We start from the raw sequence: 20406 nt of genomic DNA, 5'->3' as shown, positions 1-20406 counted from the left end.
TATAGCTTATGACACCGTCTCACTGACCGCCTTGGCGGCCATCAAGCGGTCAATGTGGCCATCGCTGTAACCCAGTTGCATCAGAATTTCACGATTATGCTGGCCCAACTGAGGCAAATTAAACTGCAGTTGCCCGGGTTCCTGTAGAAATTTGATGGGGATTCCAAGGTGCTCATTGCCGCGCTCATCGACAACCAGCATTTCTCGTTCAACCAGATGAGGTTCATGAATCGCTTCATGCAGACTGCGGACCGGCGCCCAGCACACATCAACGGGCTGCAGCCAGTCGGTCCAATAAGCCAGAGTCTGGCTGGCAAACGTCTGCCGCAGGAAATCCTTGACCGGATCCTGAACCGGGCCCGGCGGCTGCTTGCACAACTCGGCCAGGTCGGCCCGATCAAGTGCCGTTAACAGGTTGACGGCAAACTTCACTTCACTGCCCCCCAGACTCAGAAACTGATCATCGGCAGTCCGGTAAATACCGTACAGTGCAGCGCCCCCCCAGGAGCGCTCGTGTTTCACTACCGGTGAGCGCTGTTCAGCGAATACCGGTCCCATGACATTGGGCAACCAGGCCACCAGGCTGTCCTGCATGGAAATATCCAGGTAATCCCCTTCCCCCGTTTGCGTGCGCCGATAGAGAGCCATCAGAATCCCGCTCAAGGCCATCAGGGAGCCGGCCATATCGGCCACCGGCATGCCCGGCATAGCCGGCTGGCCGTCGGCGCCTTCATTTATAGAGACGGTGCCTGAATCCGCCTGAATACTGAGATCATGCGCTGGCAACAAACGTTTACTGCCCGTCTGGCCATAGGCCGAGATCGAGCAATAGATAAGGCCCGGATTAATCGCCTTCAAGGTGTCATAATCCAACCCCATACGCTCCACCGCTCCGGGGCGAAACGCCTCAATAAAAATGTCGGCTTCGGCACAGAGTTTCAACAGCACATCGCGGGCTTCTGGAAGCTTCAGGTTGAGACACAGGCTTTGCTTGTTACGGTGAGTATTGCGAAACCAAACCGTCTCACCATCCTTGGACAATCCCACCTGACGAACCGGTTCACCCGCGGGGGGCTCAACCTTGATCACCTCGGCGCCATGATCCGCCATCATCATTGATAAATGCGGACCCGGCAAAAAAAGTGACAGATCGATAACCTTGATACCTTCAAGTTTCATACGCTGATCCTCAAGCCGGTTTGAGTTCGTCAATCAGGGATTGATTGTCTGCGCCAAGCGCCGAGCATCCCCGTCCCGGCAATCTGTCGCCGTTGATTTTGATCGGGTTCGACAAGACTTTGAAATCGGTCTGCTGGTCATGAGGCAGGCTCTGAATCATACCGACTTGCTGCAAATAGGGATTGTTTAACGCCTGATCCAACTGGTAAACCGGTGCCATGGGCACCCGTCCCTTGAACAACGCCAGCCAGTGAGCCGTCGACTGTTGCACAAAGATTGCGTCCAGAATTTCAGTGAGTTCTTCCCGGTTTTCCCGTCGCGCCCTGGCATCGATAAAGCGTGGGTCTTGCGCCAATTCCGAACATGACAAGCCTTCAATCAAATGAATCCAGAACTTGGGAGTCATGGCCATGACAAACAACCAGCCGTCAGCCGTGGTATACAACTGGCAGGGTACTGTGGATGGATGTGCTGAACGCGGCATGCGTTCGGTGATGTGACCCTCGTTCAAAAACCAGGTTGCCGGGTAGGTCAGTTGCTGCAACGCCACGTCAAACAGACTGACATCCACGTCACAACCGATGCCGGTGCGGCCGGCGCCGAGCAGCGCCGCCAGCAACCCCATGGAGGTCGTGACTCCGGTCATGAAATCGACCATGGACAAGCCAAACCGCGCCGGTGGCGCATCCGGCTCACCGGTGAGCGCCATAAAGCCGGCTTCGGCTTGCATAAGGTAATCATACCCCGGCCAATCGGCGCGGTCGTTATCGCGACCATAGGCCGATAAATGGGCACACACAATTTTCGGATTTAGCGCTTTAAGGCTATCGTAATCAATGCCCAACTTGGCCGGTTGATCACCGCGCAGGTTGTTCATGACAGCATCAGCGTCTTTCACCAGATCTTCAAATATCTTGCGGTCGTGCGGCACCTTCAGGTTCAAGGCAAGACTTTTTTTATTGCGATTAAAGGTCTGAAAAAAATGACTGTCGCCTTCACCCAGAAAGTAAGGGCCAGTCTGGCGTGAGATATCACCGCCTATGTCCGGGTTTTCGATTTTAATGACTTCAGCACCCAGATCGGCCAGATACATGGAGCCAAAGGGTCCGGCACCATACTGCTCAACAGACAGAATCCTTACACCCTGCAATGGTAATTGATTCATGAAAATGTCCTATACAACTTGCCGTTGAAGGCATCGGGAATGTCATAAAAAGACCCACTGACTGACGTCAGCGGGGTACAAAGAAAACTTAAATTCGGTTTTTTTCGATCAGTTGCTTGGAAATGATAATACGCTGCATTTCATTGGTGCCTTCACCAATGCACATCAGCATGGCATCGCGATAATATCGTTCAATTTCATATTCAACCGACATGCTGTAGCCGCCAAAGATACGCATGCCCTCAGAAGCGCAATAGACACCAGTCTCACTGGCGAAATACTTCGCCATACCCGCTTCCATATCGCAGCGTTGACCCGTGTCGTACATCTCTGCCGCCTGCTTGATCAGCAGTTTGGAGGCCTCCACCTTGGTAGCCATTTCTCCGAGTTTCAGTTGAATCGCCTGATGCTCACAAATGGGTTTGCCCATGCTCTCGCGCTCCTGGGCGTAACGCACACACAGATCCAACGCCCCCTGGGCAATACCGGCACCGCGCGCCGCCACATTGATGCGACCCAGTTCCAGACCGCCGACAGCGGTTTGAAAACCACGGCCCTCTTCCAGACCCACCAGGTTGGCCGCCGGAACCCGGAAGTCTTCAAACACCACCTCACAGGTATCAATAGCGCGGTAGCAGGTTTTCTTGATCTTGTTGATCAGAATACCCGGCTTCACTCGGCCCTGTTCATCCTTGGTTTCCACAATGAACATGCTCATGCCCTTGTGACGTGGCTCGGCATGGGGATCGGTTTTTGCCAACACCGCCAAGCCGCCACCGTGCATGGAATTGGTAATCCAGGTTTTGGTACCATTGAGAATATAGTCGTCACCATCGCGTTTGGCGGTCGTACGAATAGCCTGCAGATCAGTACCGGCATTGGGTTCCGTCAAGGCAATCCCGCCGCGTAACTCACCTGTGGCCATACGTGGCAAAAATGCCTGCTTTTGCGCATCCGTACCCACCCGCTCAATGGCAGACGCCATAATCAAATGGGAGTTGAAGATGCCGGACGGAGCCATCCAGACGGCTGCAATTTTTTGCACAATAGTCGAATAGACCGTTGCCGATAGACTCAGACCGCCGTAAGCCTCACCAATAGTGGCACCAAACAGTCCCAGCTCCTTCATTTTCTCCACCAACTCGTGTGGATAGCTGTCTGCCAAATCATGGTCACGGGCAATGGGTTTAATGTCCTGCTCGACAAATTTATCAATAGTGTCGAGAATCGCGCGAATGTCGTCGTCGCTCCAACTCATGGGTCAACCTCTGTAATCGTCTGTTGTTTAATAGTTCACGCGATCTTCTACGCTTTCACAGCCTTCTTTCCACACCAGAACTTTGCGAACGAAAGAACACACCAGATCACCATTCTGGTTATAGCCACGGGTCTTGACGGTGACGATACCTTGACTGGGTCGAGAATTGGATTCACGCTTGTCCAGCACTTCTGATTCGGCGTAGAGGGTATCGCCCACAAACAGCGGGTGCGTCATGCGAATATCGTCCCACCCCAGGTTGGCGATGGCTTTTTGAGATACGTCAGTGACACTCATGCCCACCATCAACGCCACAGTGAACGGACTGCAGACCAGCGGCTGTCCAAATTCGGTGCCTTTGGCGTACTCTTTATCAAAGTGGGCCGGGTGAGTGTTCATGGTCAGTAAAGTAAACCAGGTGTTATCGGTTTCCGTGATGGTGCGACCAGGACGGTGTTCGTAGATATGACCAATGGTGAACTCTTCATAAAAACGACCAAAGGTTTCGCGGTAACGATTTTCAGAAATTTGTTTCAGTTTGCCGGACACGGGGCTCTCCTGTAATCATTCGTCGGTGGCAACATCGGCTCCGAACGACAGTGGTTAAATGTGTGCAACCTGGCGCGTCAGGCCAATTGCAGGGCTTTGGCCATAGCCAGGGTTTTTTCAGCCAGTAAAATGATCGGTCTGTCTACTAATTTACCATCCACCAGTACCGCACCACCCTGAGAATTCTCAAATTCTCGGACGATACGTTTAGCCTTTTCGATTTGTGTTTCGGAAGGCGTAAATACTTCATGAATGACATCAATCTGTGCCGGGTGTATGGCCGACTTGCAATTGAATCCCATCGACCGGATACGCTGACACTCTTCGCGCAAGCCGTTTTGGTTGTGAACATCCAGAAACGGCACATCAATCACATCCATGCCATGGGCCGAGGCCACGGTACTCAAATGACTGCGGGCGTGGTACATAGCTTGCCAGGACATGTCGCCCCCCAGTTCTGCCGAAAAATCAGCACCGCCAAACATCAAGGCGGTTACATTTGGGCTGGCTGCAGCGATGGCATCCGCATTGAGCAGGCCGCGCGGACTTTCAATCAGCGCAATAAGAGGAATCTGAGCACTGCCCAGGCAGGACTCGGCCCGCTCGATATCAACAGGCGATTCCACCTTAGGCAGCATAATGATGTCGGGTTGATTGGCGTCAGCGGCAATTGCCTGCAAGTCATCAATACCGAACATACTGCTGACCTGATTGACACGCACTACCCGTTGACAAGCGCCCCCCGGCTGTCGCAAAAACGCCAGTACATGAGACCGCGCTTGCACTTTATCTGCTGGCAATACCGCGTCTTCCAAATCGATACACACCATGTCAGCACCGGTAGCGATCGCCTTGGTGAAACGCTCAGGTCGATTGCCCGGCACGAACAGCAAGCTGCGTCTGGGTTGATAAGTCATATCAAATTCTCAATCAGAAATTAACGCAGGGAAGGACGCACCCGTTTGTCGCCAGCCTGCTCGACAAAGGTATCAGCGATAGCTTTGCGGGTAGTGATCCAGACGTCCGAGTGGGCGGTGGCATATTTTAAAAATTCTTCCAGAGCCCAGATGCGGCCCGGTCGACCAATGATGCGCAGGTGCAATCCCAGCGACATCATCCTGGCAGTATCCGCACCTTCTTCGTACAACACATCAAAGGTACGCTTTGCGTACTGCAGCCAGTCTTCCGCTGTCAGCGAGGGTGACGTCCAGAACTTCATATCGTTGGAGTCCAGCGCGTAGGGCACTATCACCATGGGTTCACTGGAGTTTTCCACCGCTCCCCAGAAAGGAGCATCAGCACTGTAATCGTCCATATGATAAAGAAATCCCTCTTCCTGCAGCAGTCGACGGGTGTTGTCGGTGTGCAGGTAGCGACTTAACCAGCCGTATGGGCGCTGGCCGGTGGTTTTCTCTATTGACGCCACGGCGTCACGAATAAACTGCCGTTCCTGGTCTTCATTCATAAAAAACTGATGCATCCAGCGGTAACCATGGGAGCAGGCTTCGTGGCCTTCTTCGCGGATGACTTGAGCAATCTCGGGGGCACGCTCCAACGACACGGCTGCAGCGGTAAACGTCGCCTGGATGTTGTATTTCTGTAACAACCGGTGAATGCGCGGCCAGCCCTCACGTATACCGTATTCGTAATTACTTTCATTGGCGTGCATGCGCAGCGGCTTTTTCAGGGTAACACCCAGTTCATCCACTGGCTCGGGGCCACGATCGCCGTCAAGGATGGTACTTTCCGATCCCTCTTCCACATTTACCACGATCGATAACGCCAATCGTGCCGCGTTCGGCCACCTGAGAACTTGAGACATAGCTGATCTATCCTGTTGTATTTAAAACTTCGGCAGCTGAAGACGGCTGTCAGTGATATTCTTCACCGCCGGAAACATTCATCGACTCACCAGTGATATAGGCGGCCTCGTCTGAACAGAGAAACACACAAGCTTTAGCCACATCTTCTTGCAAACCAGGACGACCCAATGGAATGCGGGCTTTCATGTCCTGCATGTATTTATCATCCCCTTTACCCGTCACTTGGGAAAAATGGCTGTTTTGCCAGGCACCAAGCCCAGTGGTGACGTGATTCGGACAGATAGTGTTGACGTTGATAGCGTGTTCACCCAGCTCCTGGGCCGCTACCCGGGTCAAGCCCACCATGCCATGTTTGGATGTGGTATAGGCAGAAGCATGGGCAAACGCCGACTTGGAAGCCTGGGAGCCAATATTAATGATTCGACCGCCACGTCCTTGTGCCACCATTTGTGCAGCCGCGTATTTGATGCCATAAAACGTACCGCGCAAATTCACATTCAACACGGTGTCCCACTCCGCTGGCTCCATCTCCAGAATCGGCTTCATCAAGTAACCAACGCCGGCATTGTTGACCCAAATGTCGAGCCCACCAAAAGTGGTGATGGCAAAATCCACGGCAGCCTTGACGTCCTCAGGGTTTAATACGTTGCAGACAAAAGCGGCGGCTTCACCACCTGCAGCATGAATGTCGTCAACAATCTGCTGCATTTCATCGCTGCCACCAATGGCATTAGCGGGTAACAATTCACCCTGAGCCTGGCCCAGGTCGGTAATCACCACCTTGGCACCTTCCGCCGCCAATCGTTTCGCCATTGCCTCACCCAGCCCCGCACGGCGACCGGCACCGGTGATGACCGCGACTTTACCCATCAATTCTTCGTACCTGGCCATGCTGTTCTCCTGCCGTTTATGTGCAATATGATTGGATTAATCCGCGATATTCTGAGTCAGAATAAATTGTGGATTGTCCGCGAACTGTTGAAATTCACCGGCTATACGCTGCATGGTTTCGCTGACAACGTCTGCGCCCAATTGCTCCAGGCTGCTGACATCCAGAAGTTCCACATATTGAACCGGCGCGGGGGCATCGGATCCCATCAGTCCGGTGGTACGCAAGACATCAAACTGCCTGACAGAAGCCAGTGCATTCACCGAGGGAATATCGTTCTGGCGCGCCCAGTTTTCATAGGCTTCTACAGACACACCGGGTTTCAGGTTGAACAGCACCACAATCATCGACATGATCGCCTCACTTTTTTGGGTTTGATGAAAGGAATGTATTATTAAAAATTACTAGAATCATAATGATATGTCAATATATCATTTTAGTGTGAAATAACGCTAATGCCGGCTATTAGCGTTCAATCAACTCTAACCACTCGCCGGCGGGTCCGCGCGCAAGTCCGACCCGCCGCCCACTATAGGGTAAGGCCGCCAATTTTCTGGGAGGACTCAGCCAGTCAAGAGTGAGGACATCGAGATCGTCCACTTCAAAACCGATGCTGGCTATGTTGGCCCGCATCGAAGCCGCAGGCGGTGTTAAGGCAGCGTCAATTTCGTCAATCTCAATCAGGCATTGATCGCGCAGCATTAGGGTTGCAACCGGGTGCTGCTGATTCAAAGGCAGGCCATAAGCCTGATTGATGACGGTAATTTTGGTATCAAATGCCAACCCACTTGTACCCGGAAAGGACTCGTAAAAACGTTGACTCGCCTGCCGATCGGGCGCACACAGAACCGGGATGAACAGGCGATCCACCACACAGCGGGCACGGGGCAAATCAAACGGCGGGACATCGCCCTTGATCTGGGTAAAGTAATACACTTCTCCACAGGGGCCTTCGACCTGGCAGGCCCGTATATTGTCAGACAACTCCAGATTGGCCACCGGTCTCAATATCTTGAATGGACTAGCCGTCAAGCCGTCAATGAGCGAATCAACATTCTCAACCAACACCTCCAGTGCCATCCAGCCGTGGTATTTGAGAGGCGCCAAGCGTTCAATGCCCTTAACCTCCACCAATCTCAACCAGGGTTCACCGCAGGCGTTGGCCAGCACGGTCATATTGGCACCAACCAACTCTGGGCACTGCCAAAATTCAGCCAACAGCTCATCTACGATGGACGTAGCGGCAACCTTCAGGTGCAAATAGTGACAATAATCCTCGACCACTGCCGCCACATCCGGGCAGCAAATGGTGCTCAAACAGGAGGGCCCCAACACCGAGCTTTCTGGTTCTGACATCACGATCTCCGTCGGAAAAATCCGACTCTGGTTATTTCGGTTCAATGTACTGGTTCTTTCGGTTCAATATATCAGTCCGCCCCAAAAGTCTTTTGACAATTATCAAGGGCAACACGGCGATGTGTTCATACACTGACAGCATTCCCACAATTATTGTTACCGAGACAAAGTGCATACTCCGGCCAAGCCGACCGTGAATGGTCAGCGCATGCCAGGCAAACACAGTGGCTCAAGGAGCAAGGTATGAGCAAAATGGTCCCCCCCCCCTGGAATGTGGTTGGTAAACACGGGGTATTTCCCAAAGCGACGCATGACGAAACTGCGCGCTATAACTTCCTCACCAACATGAACATTCACCTGTCACATGAAGTGTTGCCGGGCGTCAAGACTGCCTACGACAAACGCGTAGAACCCACGCTTCAGCAAGCGCAGGGACGCCCGCCACAGGACCGTCGCGAAATCCGAAAACTGATGGAACGCGACCCCTATTACCAAATCTGGAGTGCCTTGCGTCGCAACACCATGGAAATGCGACAGCAAAACGGCCGCAGTATGGTTTATCGACAATGGGATGAATTGAATCAGGCCGCCAAAGCCTTGAACGAAGGCTCCAAACAATTGTTGCTGGATGATTCGGTACCTGTCCCCCGCTATGTCAGCGCTGTGGACATTCACTGTATGCCAGGCTGTTATTACACCGAGTATTGTGAAGAGGATGTATCCGTAGGGGCCAACTACGATTCCGGTATTTTTGTCACCACCGCCGGCATGCTTGGTCAGTACAGCGACGGCGGCGGCCAGGCCATTGTTGAATGGCTGCAACAACAAGCAACACAGGGATTCAAGCCAAAACGCATTCTTGATATCGGCTCAACCGTGGGCCATAACATCGTCCCCATCGCCCAGGCCTTTCCGGATACCGAGATAGTGGCCGTGGATGTTGCCGCACCGGTGTTGCGTTACGCCCATGCGCGCGCTAAATCTCTCGGCGTCAACAATATTACCTTTCGCCAGGCCAATGCCGAACAACTGGATTATGCCGACGCCAGCTTCGATCTGATCATTACCTGTATGTTCCTGCACGAATTGTCATCAAAATCACTGCCACGCATCATCCAGGAAACGCACCGCCTGCTGGCAGACGGCGGCAAGGTGCTGCATGTGGAACAGCCACAGTACACCGATGAGATGTCATTGTTCGAGCAGTTTATGCGCGATTGGGATACACACAACAACAACGAACCCTTCTGGGGCACCATGCACGACATTGATGTATTTGAAGTGATGGAAAACGCTGGTTTTGCTCGCGACAAGATGACTACCATTGGTTTGCATGCTGTGGTGGATAAAAACATTTTTCCCAGCGCTGCCGATACAGAAGCCAATGACGGTGAAGATTACGGCCGTAAACCGGCCTGGAATGTCTACGTCGCCAGCAAGTGACACGCTCAACGAGCGAACAAAAGAATCAGGAGATGATTATGAGCTTGGACTACCTGCAACTGGCCGGCACCAAAGCCAAGGGCAAGCGACCGCAATTTTTCGCTGACAGCGACAACGAACGCTTGTTAAGCATACTCATGGCGGTAGCGGGTGAACTCGCCGTTACCCGTGAAAGACTCGACACCCTTGAACGCTTGCTGGAAGCAAAAGGTCTGTTGTCACAAGACGAGATCGAGACCTTCACCCCAGACAGCGATCAGGCCGAAGCCCGAGGCTTATTACAGCAGGAATATATCGCCCGCATTCTCCGGGTTGTGCAACAGGAAAAAGAAGCCCTGGAGGAACAACAACATTGCCAGAGCAACAATGACTTGAGTGAAATTGAGCAGGAATTGTCGCGGATATAACACCCTGCAGGGTACCGCACGCGAGCGGTACCCATGCCTCAACTCAAGCTATTCGATCGTCAATTCAGCCAGCTCATAGTGGGTTTGCATATAGCCCTCGGCACCGGCTCGCAACAGCAGGTAATCATCGTCAGCGGTAACCCAGACATTATAAGGCGGGTGCTCCTGCGGTAGTTCTCCAGCGGTATCGGTCACCTGGAAATGACGCGCCTTAAAGGTGCCCGCTTCTACAGTAATTTCTTCCTCGCCGATATACACCAGAGAAAACCCGATGGGAAACAGCATCGGCCCCGTAGCCCCGCGATGATCCGGTGAAGACAACATCATATTGTCAAAACGCTGTTTACCCGGTCCCTGGCTAAGGTCATAGAGTTTCATCATCAGACCATCGCCAATAATGGGATGACACTGCATCCAGCGTATCGGCTCATCAATTTCAATGCGTTGGCTAATGCGACCATCGCGCCAGTTCAGGGTTTCACACTCGACAACCTGCTTGCCAAAACGGAACCAGCCACTGCCTTCGAAACGATCACCGACAGTCAGTCGCACAGAACAGTCTTTAGGTGCTGAGGTCTGATGATCCAGTGCCTGGGTCACATCACGAATGACAGCCGGAGCATCATCAATTTCGCAATGAGCCAGCAACACATCTACGCCATCCGGCTGTTGAGTGAGTGTAAAATATTCACGACCGCGTTCTTCATTCATGCGCTCAGGCTTTTTGCTGGTGTATTTCAGCTTGCCCCGCAACGTGCGGTAACCGTTCCTCGCCATAACCTGGTTTCCTTCAACTTTATTTCGTTATTGATGCTTATCAGTGTCTCATTCTTGCGCGGCAGGCACTTTGACAATCATCAAGAGGGTGATTCATGGGGAAGGGATATGTGCTGCTACGAATACGTAAACTGCGGCGGACGCTTCTGCAGAAAAGCCTGGCAGCCTTCTCGACAGTCTTCACCGTTAAAGGCATCGTCAAACAGCCCTTGTAGCTGGTCGTCGTCCAGGTTGCCGTGTCCTTCAAGACTGGCCAAAAGCTGTTTGATGCCGCGAAGGGAATACTGTGAGGCTGTCGCCAGCTCGCCGGCAAAGCGGGTGACACGATCCAGCAGGGTGTTTTGTTCGTGGACCTCATTCACCAGCCCGACGCGTAAGGCTTTGTCAGCGTCTATGGAGGTACCGGTAAACAGCAGCTCCCGGCAGGCAGCCGGACCGACCAGGTTGTAGAGACGTCGGGTATCGGCCTTGCTATAGAGCAATCCCAATTTGGCCGGGGTAATGGCAAACCGCGCGCTGGACGCCGCCAGACGAAAATCACACGCCAACGCCAGTCCGCAGCCCCCACCCACACAGGCTCCATGAATCATGGCAATGGTGGGCTTGGTAAATGTTTGCAGGGATTGTTGAGCCTGCTGTATCAAACGGTTATTGCTCGCCAGTTTATCCGGCGCTGATACCATCTCGGTAAACTCTTTAATGTCCGCACCGGCACTGAACGCCTGGTCGCCAGCACCCCGAACCACCAACACCCGCACCTCGGGCAACTGCTGTAAGTGCTTGAGAGCTTCGTCAAGAGAACGCCACATCACCTGAGTCAGGGCGTTGCGCTTGGCTTCATGATCAATGGTCAGCCAGGCAATGTGGTTTTCAATGTGAGTTTTGATGGCGCCACTCATGAAGTTCTCCTTACAGTCTTTAATGGCGGGAGTCACTCGCCGGCGGCTACGAGGCCAGTAATTGTTGAGGATCCAGCGGGCACTGTCCGGCCGCAGTATCAGCAAACCATTGTGCCAGCTCAATCAGCGATCTGTCTGCACCACGCTGGCCAACCAGCTGCAACCCCATGGGCAGCCCCCCCGGTGATATCCCCATGGGCACACTGATGGCGGGGTGCCCGCTCATGTTGGCCATATTGGTCAGATCGGCCTGGCCTGCTGGTGCCGGCTGCTCAAAACTGAAGGCCGTCTGCGGTGCGGTAGGCAACAGCAGAACATCCACGTTACTCAACAGCTGCGCTAATTGCACCGACGTGTCGTCCATTAACCAATCTGCCGCCAGCGCTTCTACCGCACTTTTACCCACCCCCCATTGCATCATTGCCTTGAGTTGATCCGAGTAGTACTCCGGATGGGCATCCAGTTGTGGCTGGTGGTAGAGGTACATATCCACTTCACACATCAACAGTCCAGCCCGGCGTGAGCGGGCAAAATCAAATTGCGACAGATCACAATAAGTGACCTGCGCTCCTCGCTGTATGAAATGTTGCACCGCTTGCGTATAGGCCAGGCTTATATCGGTGTCTACCCCGGACACATCAGTCAGTGCCGCAAAACGCAATTGTTCCACCGGCTTCATACCACTGGCCAGAGACAGTCCCCGGGATTGAGCGCAGGCATGATCCTGTTGTACCAGTGACGGCATCATTAGCCCAAGGTCACGAGGCGAGCGGGCAAGAGGACCAATATTGTCGAGGCGCCGGCTCAACAGCACACTACCGCCAATGCTCACCGCGCCTGCGGTGGGCTTCAGCCCACTGACACCACAGTAACTGGCAGGAATCCTCACCGAGCCCATGGTATCGGTGCCAAGGGCCAACGCGCACAGCCCGGCAGCCACAGCAGCCCCCGAACCGCCACTGGAACCCCCCGGAGTAAAGCCCGGTCGATGGGGATTCATACAGCGGCCATGATGGGGGTTATCGTTGGTCGCCCCAAGTGCCGCTTCGTGCATATTCAGTTTGCCGATGATGACACAACCGGCCTGGCGCAACTGTGCAATCACAAACGCATCATGCTCAGCGGGCGTTGAATCAGCGGGAATGTTCAAACCGGCAGTGGTCACCATGCCCGCCACATCAATGTTGTCTTTCACCGCCAGTGTCAAACCGTCCAACGGTGAACGCAAACGTCCCTGGCGACGGCGTTCATCCGAGGCCCGGGCCGCAGCCAGGGCAGCTTCAGGATACACACTGATGTAGCAATTGAGTGCCGGATCCAGGCGCTCAATGGCCTTGAGGGTTTGTAAGGTCAGGGATTCACTGCTGAGTTCATCGCGCTGCAGCAGTTCGGCCAAATGGGTCGCATCGGCCAACAACAGCGACATATCAAAATCAGTCATGAGCTTCTCCCGTCAGTCAAACCGGCTGTCCTTGAGGCGCAGGGGCTTCTGTCGCTTATCAATCTCGGTGAATGCTGCGGTGCCCCCTTCCCCCACCAGCTGCACACCCACTTCGATTCCGATTTTACGCTTCAGTATCTCGGCAAATTGGCGGGTCAAGTCGTCGTGAGCCGCGCTCGGCGCTTTGACTTCGGCAATCACTGTCATCTCGTCCCGACCGTTGCTGTCGCGCTCGGCGACACAGAAGTATTCTCCGGCGAACGCTGCATGCTCAGCCAGCATGCCACCAATACCGTGGGGGTAAATATTGATCCCCCGCAATTTAACCATATTGTCAGAGCGCCCCAGAAATCCCTTAATACGTTTAAAGGGCAAGTTGAATGGGTTGTCTCCGGGAATGGCTTCGGTCACGTCACAGGTATTAAAACGAATCACCGGATAGACATCGTCCTTATACAGGCAGGTCACCACCATGTTGCCTTTTTCACCATCAGCCACCGGCTCGTTGGTGTCAACATCCAGTAATTCGAGGTATTGGGCGTCTTCCCAAACGTACAAGCCGTTGTGATCCGGTCCCTCGGCGGCAATACAGCCGGTGTCTGCGACGCCATACCAGTCGTAGAGTTCAGCACCGCCCCAGGCTTCACTCAAAGCCTCCCGGGTCTCCATCCCAAGATGACCAATGATCATGTCGATCTTGATGTCTTTACCCGGCACCAGTCCCTCTTCCCGCGCCACCGAGGCCAGCTTGTTGATGTAGTCAGCAAACCCCACCAGCACGTTAGTGCCAAAGGTTTTCATCAGGTTCACCTGTTGCAACGAACGCGTTTCAATACCGGTGCCGGCTGACAGGAACAGGGCGTTGGTGTAGCGAGTTACCGCCTCACGGATGTAGTGACCGCCATTAATCATGCCGTGGCCATAGCAGGACTGTACCGTCGCCGCGGGTTTTAATCCCATAAAGCGGTAGCCGCGAGCCACCAACAGCGCCTGGACTTCGCGCCCCTTGGCACCAAACACAATCGGCTGCGGAGTGCCGGTGGTGCCACTGGTGGTATGAAACACCACCGGTGGCCGCTGCTCCGGGGGCAGGTGTTCAAAGCCGTTGAAGTCACCGATCGGCGGATAATCCGCCACGCTTTGCATGATATCCGACTTGGAATAGGTGGGCAGCTTGGTGATGTCATCAATGCTTTGAATGTCAGCAGGCTGAACACCAGCATTGCTCCACAGGCGCCGGTAAAAGGGGATGTTCCAGGCCTTATCGATCAGCGCCATAAAGCGCTGGTTTTGAATGGCCTTCAAGGCCTCTCGACTCATGCCCTGATAGCGCTGCATAAACGTTTCGCCCAACGGATAGTCGTCCAGCATGGCCGAATAATCAAAGCTCTCGTAATAAGTAGGGTAGGTCATGATCAACAAATCTCTTACAGCATGGTCTGGCGTTGTTACCACTCAGTCTGAGACTGAGCCGGCACGGGTTAATGCAATCAGCGCGCGAACATCTGCGCACGCTTGCAATTGATCGACGCTGTCGATTAAGCGCTCGATAGCGGTCGTGGATAAGGGCTGCGCACCACTGCGGCAACACTGGCGAAACTTTTTCAGATGTTGTTCACGACTCAATGACCGCGCCGGACTCCCAAGCACGGCCGGCAGCTCAACCCGCTGGCAGCGACCATCGGTCAGGTGAACTTCTACGCTCTGGGGCGCCAGAGCGTTGGGGTCATTGATGGTGTTGGCCTGCATGTGGATCTTGTCTGCCAACGCAAGACGCCGGGGATCTCGCAACGCCTGCTCCTGGTAATCGGCTACCGTCATATCACCGGTCAGTAAAAACGTGGCTGCGATATACCCCATACACAGCTTGGCGTAGTTGTGATTCATACTGGCGGTTGCAGGACGGTCCACCAGGCGCCGGATCAATGGCGGCGCACTGATGACAATGGAGTCAATATCTTCAACGGCAAAGCCCATGGCATCGCGTAATTGCGCGATACCGTCCAGGCCGCCGTGGGCCGCTCTCCCAGTGGGGTAAGGCTTGTGACTGACACGAGTAATCTGTTCAATGCGCCCCAGCTGAGCAAAAGCCTCATCGGCATTACCCGCGTCCTCAAACAGACTGAACAGTCCAAACTCACCGTCGAGAATGTTCTGCGGCGCCGTCAATCCCGCTTGCGCCAGCTCAATCGCCACGACGGCATTACGGGCATTAAAGGCGATCTGCATCGGCAGGGTTTCCGAGCCCTCCAGATGAGCCTGCATGGTGCCGCCCATCTGGCTGTAGAAAATTCCCAGCGCGTGCTGGGTCAGTGCGCGGTCAAACCCTGAGAGCCTGGCCATGCCGGCAACAGCCCCCAAGCCGCCGCAAATACCTGGACGAAAAAATCGCATGGGTTGACTGGCGCACATACCGATGACCGTGGCCACATCCACGGCCACACTCAAGGCGCTGATCAACGCCTGGCCATCCACCGGTCTACCACGCACAGCCAGTTGCTCACTCCAGGCCAACAGTGTCGAAAGAATCACCGCCATCGGATGCACCACCGCGGGTTCGTGAACACAGTCAAACTCCTGATTGTGAATCTGGTAAGCATTCACCAACGCGGCACTGCTTGGCCCCAGGCCAACACCGGAATTCCAGACGTGGGCTGAACCCGGTCCACTCCATTGAACGCGAGCCACCTTGATCAAAGAATCCACAAACGGCACCCGCGACCCCGACAGCCCCACTCCGAGGGAATCCAGCACGAAAGTCTTGCACGATTCTACCGCCGCAGCGGACAGATCCGTATAAGTCACACTGACCACATGATCCAACAGTTGTTCGATGCGGCTCACTCAAATGCTCCTGTGCTGGTGGGCCATTGCTGCAGCCATGGATCCAGGCTGTTAGCATCAGGCAATGCCAGGGTGGCGTTAATCAACTGTTGACGCTGCGCCTCTGGCACACCGGCAGCACGCATCAACGTATTCGCTTTGTCAGTAAGCTCTTCTCCCGACAACGGGTTCTCGGGGTCACCCCAGGCGTCGCTCACCTCTTCACTGGTAGAGCTACCATCTGCAAAGGTCAGGGTGACACTGGCGCCAAAGTGATTCGGATAAGCTCGCTGAAACGCCTCACACTCAGTCACCTGCACCTGGCCACGCAAACGGTCGATGATCGGATCCTGAAAGCAGCCCTCGTTGAAATGACTTAGCTGTGGCGCTCCGTGCAGCAAGCAGACAGCCACGGCATGCTGCAAACTGAATTTGGCTTGCAGGGTGTTCTGCGGCTGCGAGCGGTCACAGAACACCAGCGCATCACGATAAGTACGGACCTCAATCCGCTGAATGTCCGACAACGGACGTCGCACGACTAACCGTTGGCAGGCATCGATGGTGGCATGCACGTGACGACAGGCGGGCCAGGGTTTGAAACTGCACTGCCACATCAGCCAGTCTGCCTCAGGGGCAAGCACTCGCTCCCCAACCGCCTCTGGGGACGTGGCGGCAAACAGCCCCTGGGGACCTTCCAAGATGGCCGCCGGCCCACGCACGCCCGACTCAGCCGCATACGCCACCAGACTGCCAGTCAAAGCCGCATCGACCGTGTGGAATTGCTTGCTGTCGACCACTTCATGGCGCATTTGCCAGAGACCGCCTGTACGGCTTCCGGCGTTGCCCAAGGCCCAGACAAACTGTTCATCGGTCAAGCCCAACAAACTGGCCACGGCCGCAGCTGAACCGAAACTGCCGCAAGTGGCGGTATTGTGATAAAAACGGTAATGATCAGGCCCCAGGGATTGGCCGATTCGAATCATGGCCTCATAACCTATCACGATGCTGTCGAGCAGCTGTTGCGGGCTGGCGGCCAGCCGTTGCGCCGCAGCAATGGCTGCCGGAATCACCACCGGCCCTGGATGCAACACCGACGTACGGTGTACATCGTCCATCTCTTCGATATTGCCAATGGCGGCATTCACCCACAATGCCGATTGCCAGTCCACCGCGTCATGCGCCAGAACCGTACACGGTCCATCGGTCGCCAGCGACTGCAGCAGCGACAAAAATTTCTCACCCGCATTCGAGCGCACCCCCAATACACTGCAACCTAGCCAATCGAGCAAGTGTTGTGCAGCTCGTTGCCGGTCCGCTGGGCTGATGGGTCGCCGTAACAAGACAACCAGTTGTTGCGTGAGTGAAAACACCGATCCGCATTCCATAAGTAAACGTGATTGCAGAATATCCTACATTAAACCTAATGACCTATCAATATATCATTACCTGAAAATCAGCAGCCACTTTACACCCCCACCCAGAGGCCCATGTTGTCTGCTCCGTGAAGTCACACCAGAAGACTCAATACCGCCGACCCGAACGTTTCGAAAGGCCCAGTTGCCGTTGACAACGACGGCAACATAAGGGAATGTCTAACACAACCCGCTGCTGCCCCCAAACGCTGGAAATAGCAGCCGTTCATACCCAGCAAGACTTTACCCAAACCAGCACCCATGATATAAAATCATAACTATATATCATTTGTATCGATTGTATCGCCCGCCAGCGATGTTTACGGATTCTGGAGACGCTATGGAAACCACCACCAAGACAGCCAAACAAATTTATCAGGAAATCAAAGCCAATCCTGCGCGAGCACGTTTTGGTTTTGGCAACAAGGCCGTGCTGGTCAATATTGACCCCCAGAAAGCCTACACCCGCACGGACCTGTTCAAGACGGCGTACGAAACAGACCCCAATCAGATGGGTTATATCGATGCACTGGCGAAGAAATTCCGCCAATTGGGTTGGCCTGTGGTCTGGACTCATGTGGCTTATATGGAGTCTGGCGAAGATGCCGGCATCTGGGGAACGCGAACCGACACGGAGGATTCCCTGCAAAACATCAAATACGGTTCAGAGCGCAGTGAATTCGATGACCGTCTGACCATCGATCCGGTCAAGGATGTTATCTACACCAAAAAAATGCCGTCGGCATTTTTTGAAACACAATTACAGTCGCTGCTGGTATGGCACCAGGTGGACACGGTCATTCTCACCGGCGGCTCTACCTCTGGCTGCATTCGGGCCACGGCAGTGGACAGCTTGTCGCGCGGCTATCGAACCATCGTGCCTGAGGAATGTGTGGCCGATAAACACGAAAGTTACCACTACGCCAACTTGACGGATTTATCCCTCAAATACGCCGATGTGCTGGATGTGCAGGCGGTCATGGACTGGCTGGATAGCCAAGCCTGAACGGACCCGGATTCGTTCTGACCCTGGAGCCTGAAACCAGTACCTGCCACGAGACTCTGAAACGACGAGAAGCAACATGAAACACGACCCCGGATTGTACAATTACTGGGCCTACGATCAGCGCCCGAAAATCACCTGGCCCAATGGCGCCCGAGTGGCCTTTTGGGTGGCTCCCAACATTGAATATTACGAGCTGAACCCTCCCGCCAACCCCCACCGTCAGGCTTGGCCGCAGCCCTATCCGGCCATTGGCGGTTATGGCATTCGTGACTATGGCAATCGGGTTGGCCATGTTCGGCAGATGGACCTGCTGGATAAGTACGGCATTCGTGGTTCCATTTCTCTCTCTACGGCGCTGTGTGATCACCACCCGGAAATCATTTCGATGTGTAAAGAGCGCGACTGGGAGTTCTTCAGTCACGGCATCTACAACACCCGTTACACCTATGGCATGTCTGAGCAGCAAGAGCTGGATATGATCAAGGACTCCATCGAGACGATCTTCCAACACACGGGCCAGAAGTGTGCCGGTTACCTGGCGCCCGCCCTGTCTCATTCTGAACACACCATTGATCTGTTTGCCGAAGCCGGTAGTGACCTGTTTGGCAATGACGCAGGCTTTTATACCTGTGACCTGTTCCATGACGATCAACCGACCCCCGTTCACACCCGCAGCAACAAACGGTTTATCTCCATCCCCTATTCCCTGGAAATGAACGACACCATTGCCTATGTCGTCAACAAGATGGAACCCCGTCGCTACGGCCAAATGATTCGCGATAACTTTGATCGCTTGTATCAGGAAGGGGCCGAGTCCGGCACGGTGATGTGTATCCCGACCCACAACTACCAGGTGAGTTGTCCACATCGAATGCGCGCTTTTGAAGAAGCCCTTGATTACATCACTTCCCATGAGGACGTCTGGATCACCACGGGTCGTGAGATTGCCGAATATTATCTAACCCATCATTATGAGACGTCACTGCAGAGTATTGAGCAGCAGGCCCGCGTATCCGTCACACAGGAGAAACCATAATGTCTCTGCAACCGGATTATTTTGACTACCCACACCGCTCCTACGGTATGGATCACGACCGTTACGACTGGTCTTTGTTGTCAGAGCGTAAACCCGTTGTCTGGCCTAATAACGCCAAACTGGCACTGTGGGTCAATGTGAACTTGCAGTTTTTCCCACTGGATCAACAGGGCATCCCCTTTAAAGTACCGGGCGGTATGACGATGCCCTACCCTGATCTGCGCCATTTTTCACTGCGCGATTACGGTAACAGGGTTGGTATTTTCCGCTTACTTAAAGCGTTCGACCGCTATGGCATCACCCCCACAGTCGCCATTAATGGCGAGTTGGTGGAACGGGCACCCTACCTGATTCAAAGCATCAACCAACGCGGCTACGAAATCATCGCCCACGGTTGGAACATGGACTGTCTACATTATGGCGGTCAGGCGATCGATGAGGAACGCGCACTGATTGAACGTACCCTCACCACCCTGCGCGAAGCCACGGGCCAAGCCATAACCGGCTGGCTAAGCCCAGCTCGTAACGAAAGCGGCAATACCCCGGAATTACTGGCGGCCAATGGTATCCAATACCTCTGTGACTGGGTCAACGATGACATGCCCTACCCATTTCGGACCGCTCAGGGCCCACTGACGGCCATGCCCCTGTCCAACGAGCTGGACGATAGCTTTATCCTGATGAACAACCTGCATTCGGAAGACAGTTATGTGGAACAAGTCAGTGATGCTTGCGACTTTCTACTGCAGGAAGCAGAGCAGCAAGGTGGACGCATATTGTCACTCAACATACACCCCTGGATGCTGGGTCAGCCCCACCGGATTGGCAAACTGGAGCAAGCCCTGGAATACATCACCAGCCGCCCGGGCGTCTGGTCAGCAAGTGCTTCTGACATTCTCTCTGCCTGCTCAGCAACCAAGGAGTGATTGAACAATTCTTGTCG

At 54.2% G+C, this 20406-nt stretch carries 20 protein-coding genes; 5 read left to right on the top strand and 15 right to left on the bottom strand.

The annotated features are described in order from the left end of the window. Positions 1 to 6 precede the first annotated feature (6 nt). From G8770_RS16940 to G8770_RS16900, 9 genes are all read right to left on the bottom strand, one after another. Entirely contained in the window at positions 7 to 1179 is a 1173-nt protein-coding gene (locus G8770_RS16940) for a CaiB/BaiF CoA transferase family protein (protein WP_167189561.1), read from the bottom strand. A gap of 10 nt (positions 1180 to 1189) precedes the next feature. Further along, positions 1190 to 2344, bottom strand: coding sequence for a CaiB/BaiF CoA transferase family protein (locus G8770_RS16935; RefSeq protein ID WP_167189559.1), 1155 nt, complete (start codon positions 2342 to 2344; stop codon positions 1190 to 1192). A gap of 88 nt (positions 2345 to 2432) precedes the next feature. Continuing rightward, positions 2433 to 3602, bottom strand: a complete 1170-nt coding sequence (locus G8770_RS16930; protein WP_167189556.1) for an acyl-CoA dehydrogenase family protein — start codon at positions 3600 to 3602, stop codon at positions 2433 to 2435. A gap of 27 nt (positions 3603 to 3629) precedes the next feature. Continuing rightward, positions 3630 to 4151, bottom strand: coding sequence for a MaoC/PaaZ C-terminal domain-containing protein (locus G8770_RS16925; protein WP_167189554.1), 522 nt, complete (start codon positions 4149 to 4151; stop codon positions 3630 to 3632). 77 nt (positions 4152 to 4228) lie between these two features. Then, positions 4229 to 5068 (bottom strand): HpcH/HpaI aldolase/citrate lyase family protein, encoded by an 840-nt coding sequence (locus G8770_RS16920; protein WP_167189551.1) that lies wholly within the window; start codon positions 5066 to 5068, stop codon positions 4229 to 4231. 20 nt (positions 5069 to 5088) lie between these two features. Beyond that, positions 5089 to 5973: a polysaccharide deacetylase family protein gene (locus G8770_RS16915; RefSeq protein WP_167189548.1), complete on the bottom strand. Its 885-nt coding sequence runs from the start codon at positions 5971 to 5973 to the stop codon at positions 5089 to 5091. Between the two features lie 49 nt (positions 5974 to 6022). Continuing rightward, positions 6023 to 6865, bottom strand: a complete 843-nt coding sequence (locus G8770_RS16910) for an SDR family NAD(P)-dependent oxidoreductase (protein WP_167189545.1) — start codon at positions 6863 to 6865, stop codon at positions 6023 to 6025. Positions 6866 to 6901: 36 nt separating this feature from the next. Beyond that, positions 6902 to 7216, bottom strand: coding sequence for an REDY-like protein HapK (locus tag G8770_RS16905; protein ID WP_167189542.1), 315 nt, complete (start codon positions 7214 to 7216; stop codon positions 6902 to 6904). Positions 7217 to 7328: 112 nt separating this feature from the next. Further along, positions 7329 to 8219 (bottom strand): VOC family protein, encoded by an 891-nt coding sequence (locus tag G8770_RS16900; protein WP_167189539.1) that lies wholly within the window; start codon positions 8217 to 8219, stop codon positions 7329 to 7331. Positions 8220 to 8462: 243 nt separating this feature from the next. On the opposite strand from G8770_RS16900, the gene G8770_RS16895 reads away from it, so the two are divergent. Together G8770_RS16895 and G8770_RS16890 are read left to right on the top strand one after the other, a co-directional pair. After that, complete coding sequence (locus tag G8770_RS16895) at positions 8463 to 9662, top strand: class I SAM-dependent methyltransferase (RefSeq protein ID WP_167189537.1); 1200 nt, start codon at positions 8463 to 8465, stop codon at positions 9660 to 9662. A gap of 38 nt (positions 9663 to 9700) precedes the next feature. Then, complete coding sequence (locus G8770_RS16890; RefSeq protein ID WP_167189534.1) at positions 9701 to 10069, top strand: hypothetical protein; 369 nt, start codon at positions 9701 to 9703, stop codon at positions 10067 to 10069. A 48-nt stretch (positions 10070 to 10117) separates the two neighbouring features. On the opposite strand, the gene G8770_RS16885 is transcribed toward G8770_RS16890, so the two are convergent. The 6 genes from G8770_RS16885 to G8770_RS16860 form a co-directional block, all read right to left on the bottom strand. Next, a complete protein-coding gene (locus tag G8770_RS16885) occupies positions 10118 to 10846 on the bottom strand; it encodes a DUF3108 domain-containing protein (protein ID WP_167189531.1) in 729 nt (242 codons plus the stop codon). A gap of 116 nt (positions 10847 to 10962) precedes the next feature. Beyond that, positions 10963 to 11745 (bottom strand): enoyl-CoA hydratase/isomerase family protein, encoded by a 783-nt coding sequence (locus G8770_RS16880; protein WP_167189528.1) that lies wholly within the window; start codon positions 11743 to 11745, stop codon positions 10963 to 10965. Positions 11746 to 11791: 46 nt separating this feature from the next. Further along, on the bottom strand, positions 11792 to 13186 hold the full coding sequence (locus G8770_RS16875; RefSeq protein ID WP_167189525.1) for an amidase: 1395 nt from the start codon (positions 13184 to 13186) through the stop codon (positions 11792 to 11794). A gap of 12 nt (positions 13187 to 13198) precedes the next feature. Further along, positions 13199 to 14599, bottom strand: a complete 1401-nt coding sequence (locus tag G8770_RS16870; protein ID WP_167189522.1) for a phenylacetate--CoA ligase family protein — start codon at positions 14597 to 14599, stop codon at positions 13199 to 13201. Between the two features lie 42 nt (positions 14600 to 14641). Then, positions 14642 to 16030 (bottom strand): MmgE/PrpD family protein, encoded by a 1389-nt coding sequence (locus tag G8770_RS16865; protein WP_167189519.1) that lies wholly within the window; start codon positions 16028 to 16030, stop codon positions 14642 to 14644. Beyond that, a complete protein-coding gene (locus G8770_RS16860; protein WP_167189516.1) occupies positions 16027 to 17379 on the bottom strand; it encodes an MmgE/PrpD family protein in 1353 nt (450 codons plus the stop codon). Before G8770_RS16860 ends, G8770_RS16865 begins: the two co-directional genes overlap by 4 nt. A gap of 382 nt (positions 17380 to 17761) precedes the next feature. Here G8770_RS16860 and G8770_RS16855 point away from each other — a divergent pair, with 382 nt between their 5' ends. From G8770_RS16855 to G8770_RS16845, 3 genes are all read left to right on the top strand, one after another. Then, positions 17762 to 18427, top strand: a complete 666-nt coding sequence (locus G8770_RS16855) for an isochorismatase family protein (protein ID WP_167189513.1) — start codon at positions 17762 to 17764, stop codon at positions 18425 to 18427. Positions 18428 to 18503: 76 nt separating this feature from the next. Next, entirely contained in the window at positions 18504 to 19463 is a 960-nt protein-coding gene (locus G8770_RS16850) for a polysaccharide deacetylase family protein (RefSeq protein WP_167189510.1), read from the top strand. Continuing rightward, positions 19463 to 20389 carry a polysaccharide deacetylase family protein gene (locus G8770_RS16845; protein ID WP_167189507.1) on the top strand — a complete coding sequence of 309 codons (927 nt, stop codon included), beginning with the start codon at positions 19463 to 19465 and terminating at the stop codon, positions 20387 to 20389. The genes G8770_RS16850 and G8770_RS16845 overlap by 1 nt, the downstream gene beginning before the upstream one ends. Positions 20390 to 20406: the final 17 nt, after the last annotated feature.

Source organism: Pseudomaricurvus hydrocarbonicus (assembly GCF_011602365.1).
GTDB classification, from domain to species: Bacteria; Pseudomonadota; Gammaproteobacteria; order Pseudomonadales; family Cellvibrionaceae; genus Pseudomaricurvus; species Pseudomaricurvus hydrocarbonicus.
This window is presented reverse-complemented; position numbering and strand designations above follow the sequence as displayed.

Bases quoted from the DNA above. Each gene is read 5' to 3' on its own strand.
- G8770_RS16905 (WP_167189542.1), bottom strand. From the start codon at position 7,216: ATGTCGATGATTGTGGTGCTGTTCAACCTGAAACCCGGTGTGTCTGTA.
- G8770_RS16845 (WP_167189507.1), top strand. From the start codon at position 19,463: ATGTCTCTGCAACCGGATTATTTTGACTACCCACACCGCTCCTACGGT.
- G8770_RS16870 (WP_167189522.1), bottom strand. From the start codon at position 14,599: ATGACCTACCCTACTTATTACGAGAGCTTTGATTATTCGGCCATGCTG.
- G8770_RS16940 (WP_167189561.1), bottom strand. From the start codon at position 1,179: ATGAAACTTGAAGGTATCAAGGTTATCGATCTGTCACTTTTTTTGCCG.
- G8770_RS16875 (WP_167189525.1), bottom strand. From the start codon at position 13,186: ATGACTGATTTTGATATGTCGCTGTTGTTGGCCGATGCGACCCATTTG.
- G8770_RS16900 (WP_167189539.1), bottom strand. From the start codon at position 8,219: ATGTCAGAACCAGAAAGCTCGGTGTTGGGGCCCTCCTGTTTGAGCACC.
- G8770_RS16930 (WP_167189556.1), bottom strand. From the start codon at position 3,602: ATGAGTTGGAGCGACGACGACATTCGCGCGATTCTCGACACTATTGAT.
- G8770_RS16850 (WP_167189510.1), top strand. From the start codon at position 18,504: ATGAAACACGACCCCGGATTGTACAATTACTGGGCCTACGATCAGCGC.
- G8770_RS16910 (WP_167189545.1), bottom strand. From the start codon at position 6,865: ATGGCCAGGTACGAAGAATTGATGGGTAAAGTCGCGGTCATCACCGGT.
- G8770_RS16935 (WP_167189559.1), bottom strand. From the start codon at position 2,344: ATGAATCAATTACCATTGCAGGGTGTAAGGATTCTGTCTGTTGAGCAG.
- G8770_RS16915 (WP_167189548.1), bottom strand. From the start codon at position 5,973: ATGTCTCAAGTTCTCAGGTGGCCGAACGCGGCACGATTGGCGTTATCG.
- G8770_RS16855 (WP_167189513.1), top strand. From the start codon at position 17,762: ATGGAAACCACCACCAAGACAGCCAAACAAATTTATCAGGAAATCAAA.
- G8770_RS16890 (WP_167189534.1), top strand. From the start codon at position 9,701: ATGAGCTTGGACTACCTGCAACTGGCCGGCACCAAAGCCAAGGGCAAG.
- G8770_RS16880 (WP_167189528.1), bottom strand. From the start codon at position 11,745: ATGAGTGGCGCCATCAAAACTCACATTGAAAACCACATTGCCTGGCTG.
- G8770_RS16920 (WP_167189551.1), bottom strand. From the start codon at position 5,068: ATGACTTATCAACCCAGACGCAGCTTGCTGTTCGTGCCGGGCAATCGA.
- G8770_RS16885 (WP_167189531.1), bottom strand. From the start codon at position 10,846: ATGGCGAGGAACGGTTACCGCACGTTGCGGGGCAAGCTGAAATACACC.
- G8770_RS16895 (WP_167189537.1), top strand. From the start codon at position 8,463: ATGAGCAAAATGGTCCCCCCCCCCTGGAATGTGGTTGGTAAACACGGG.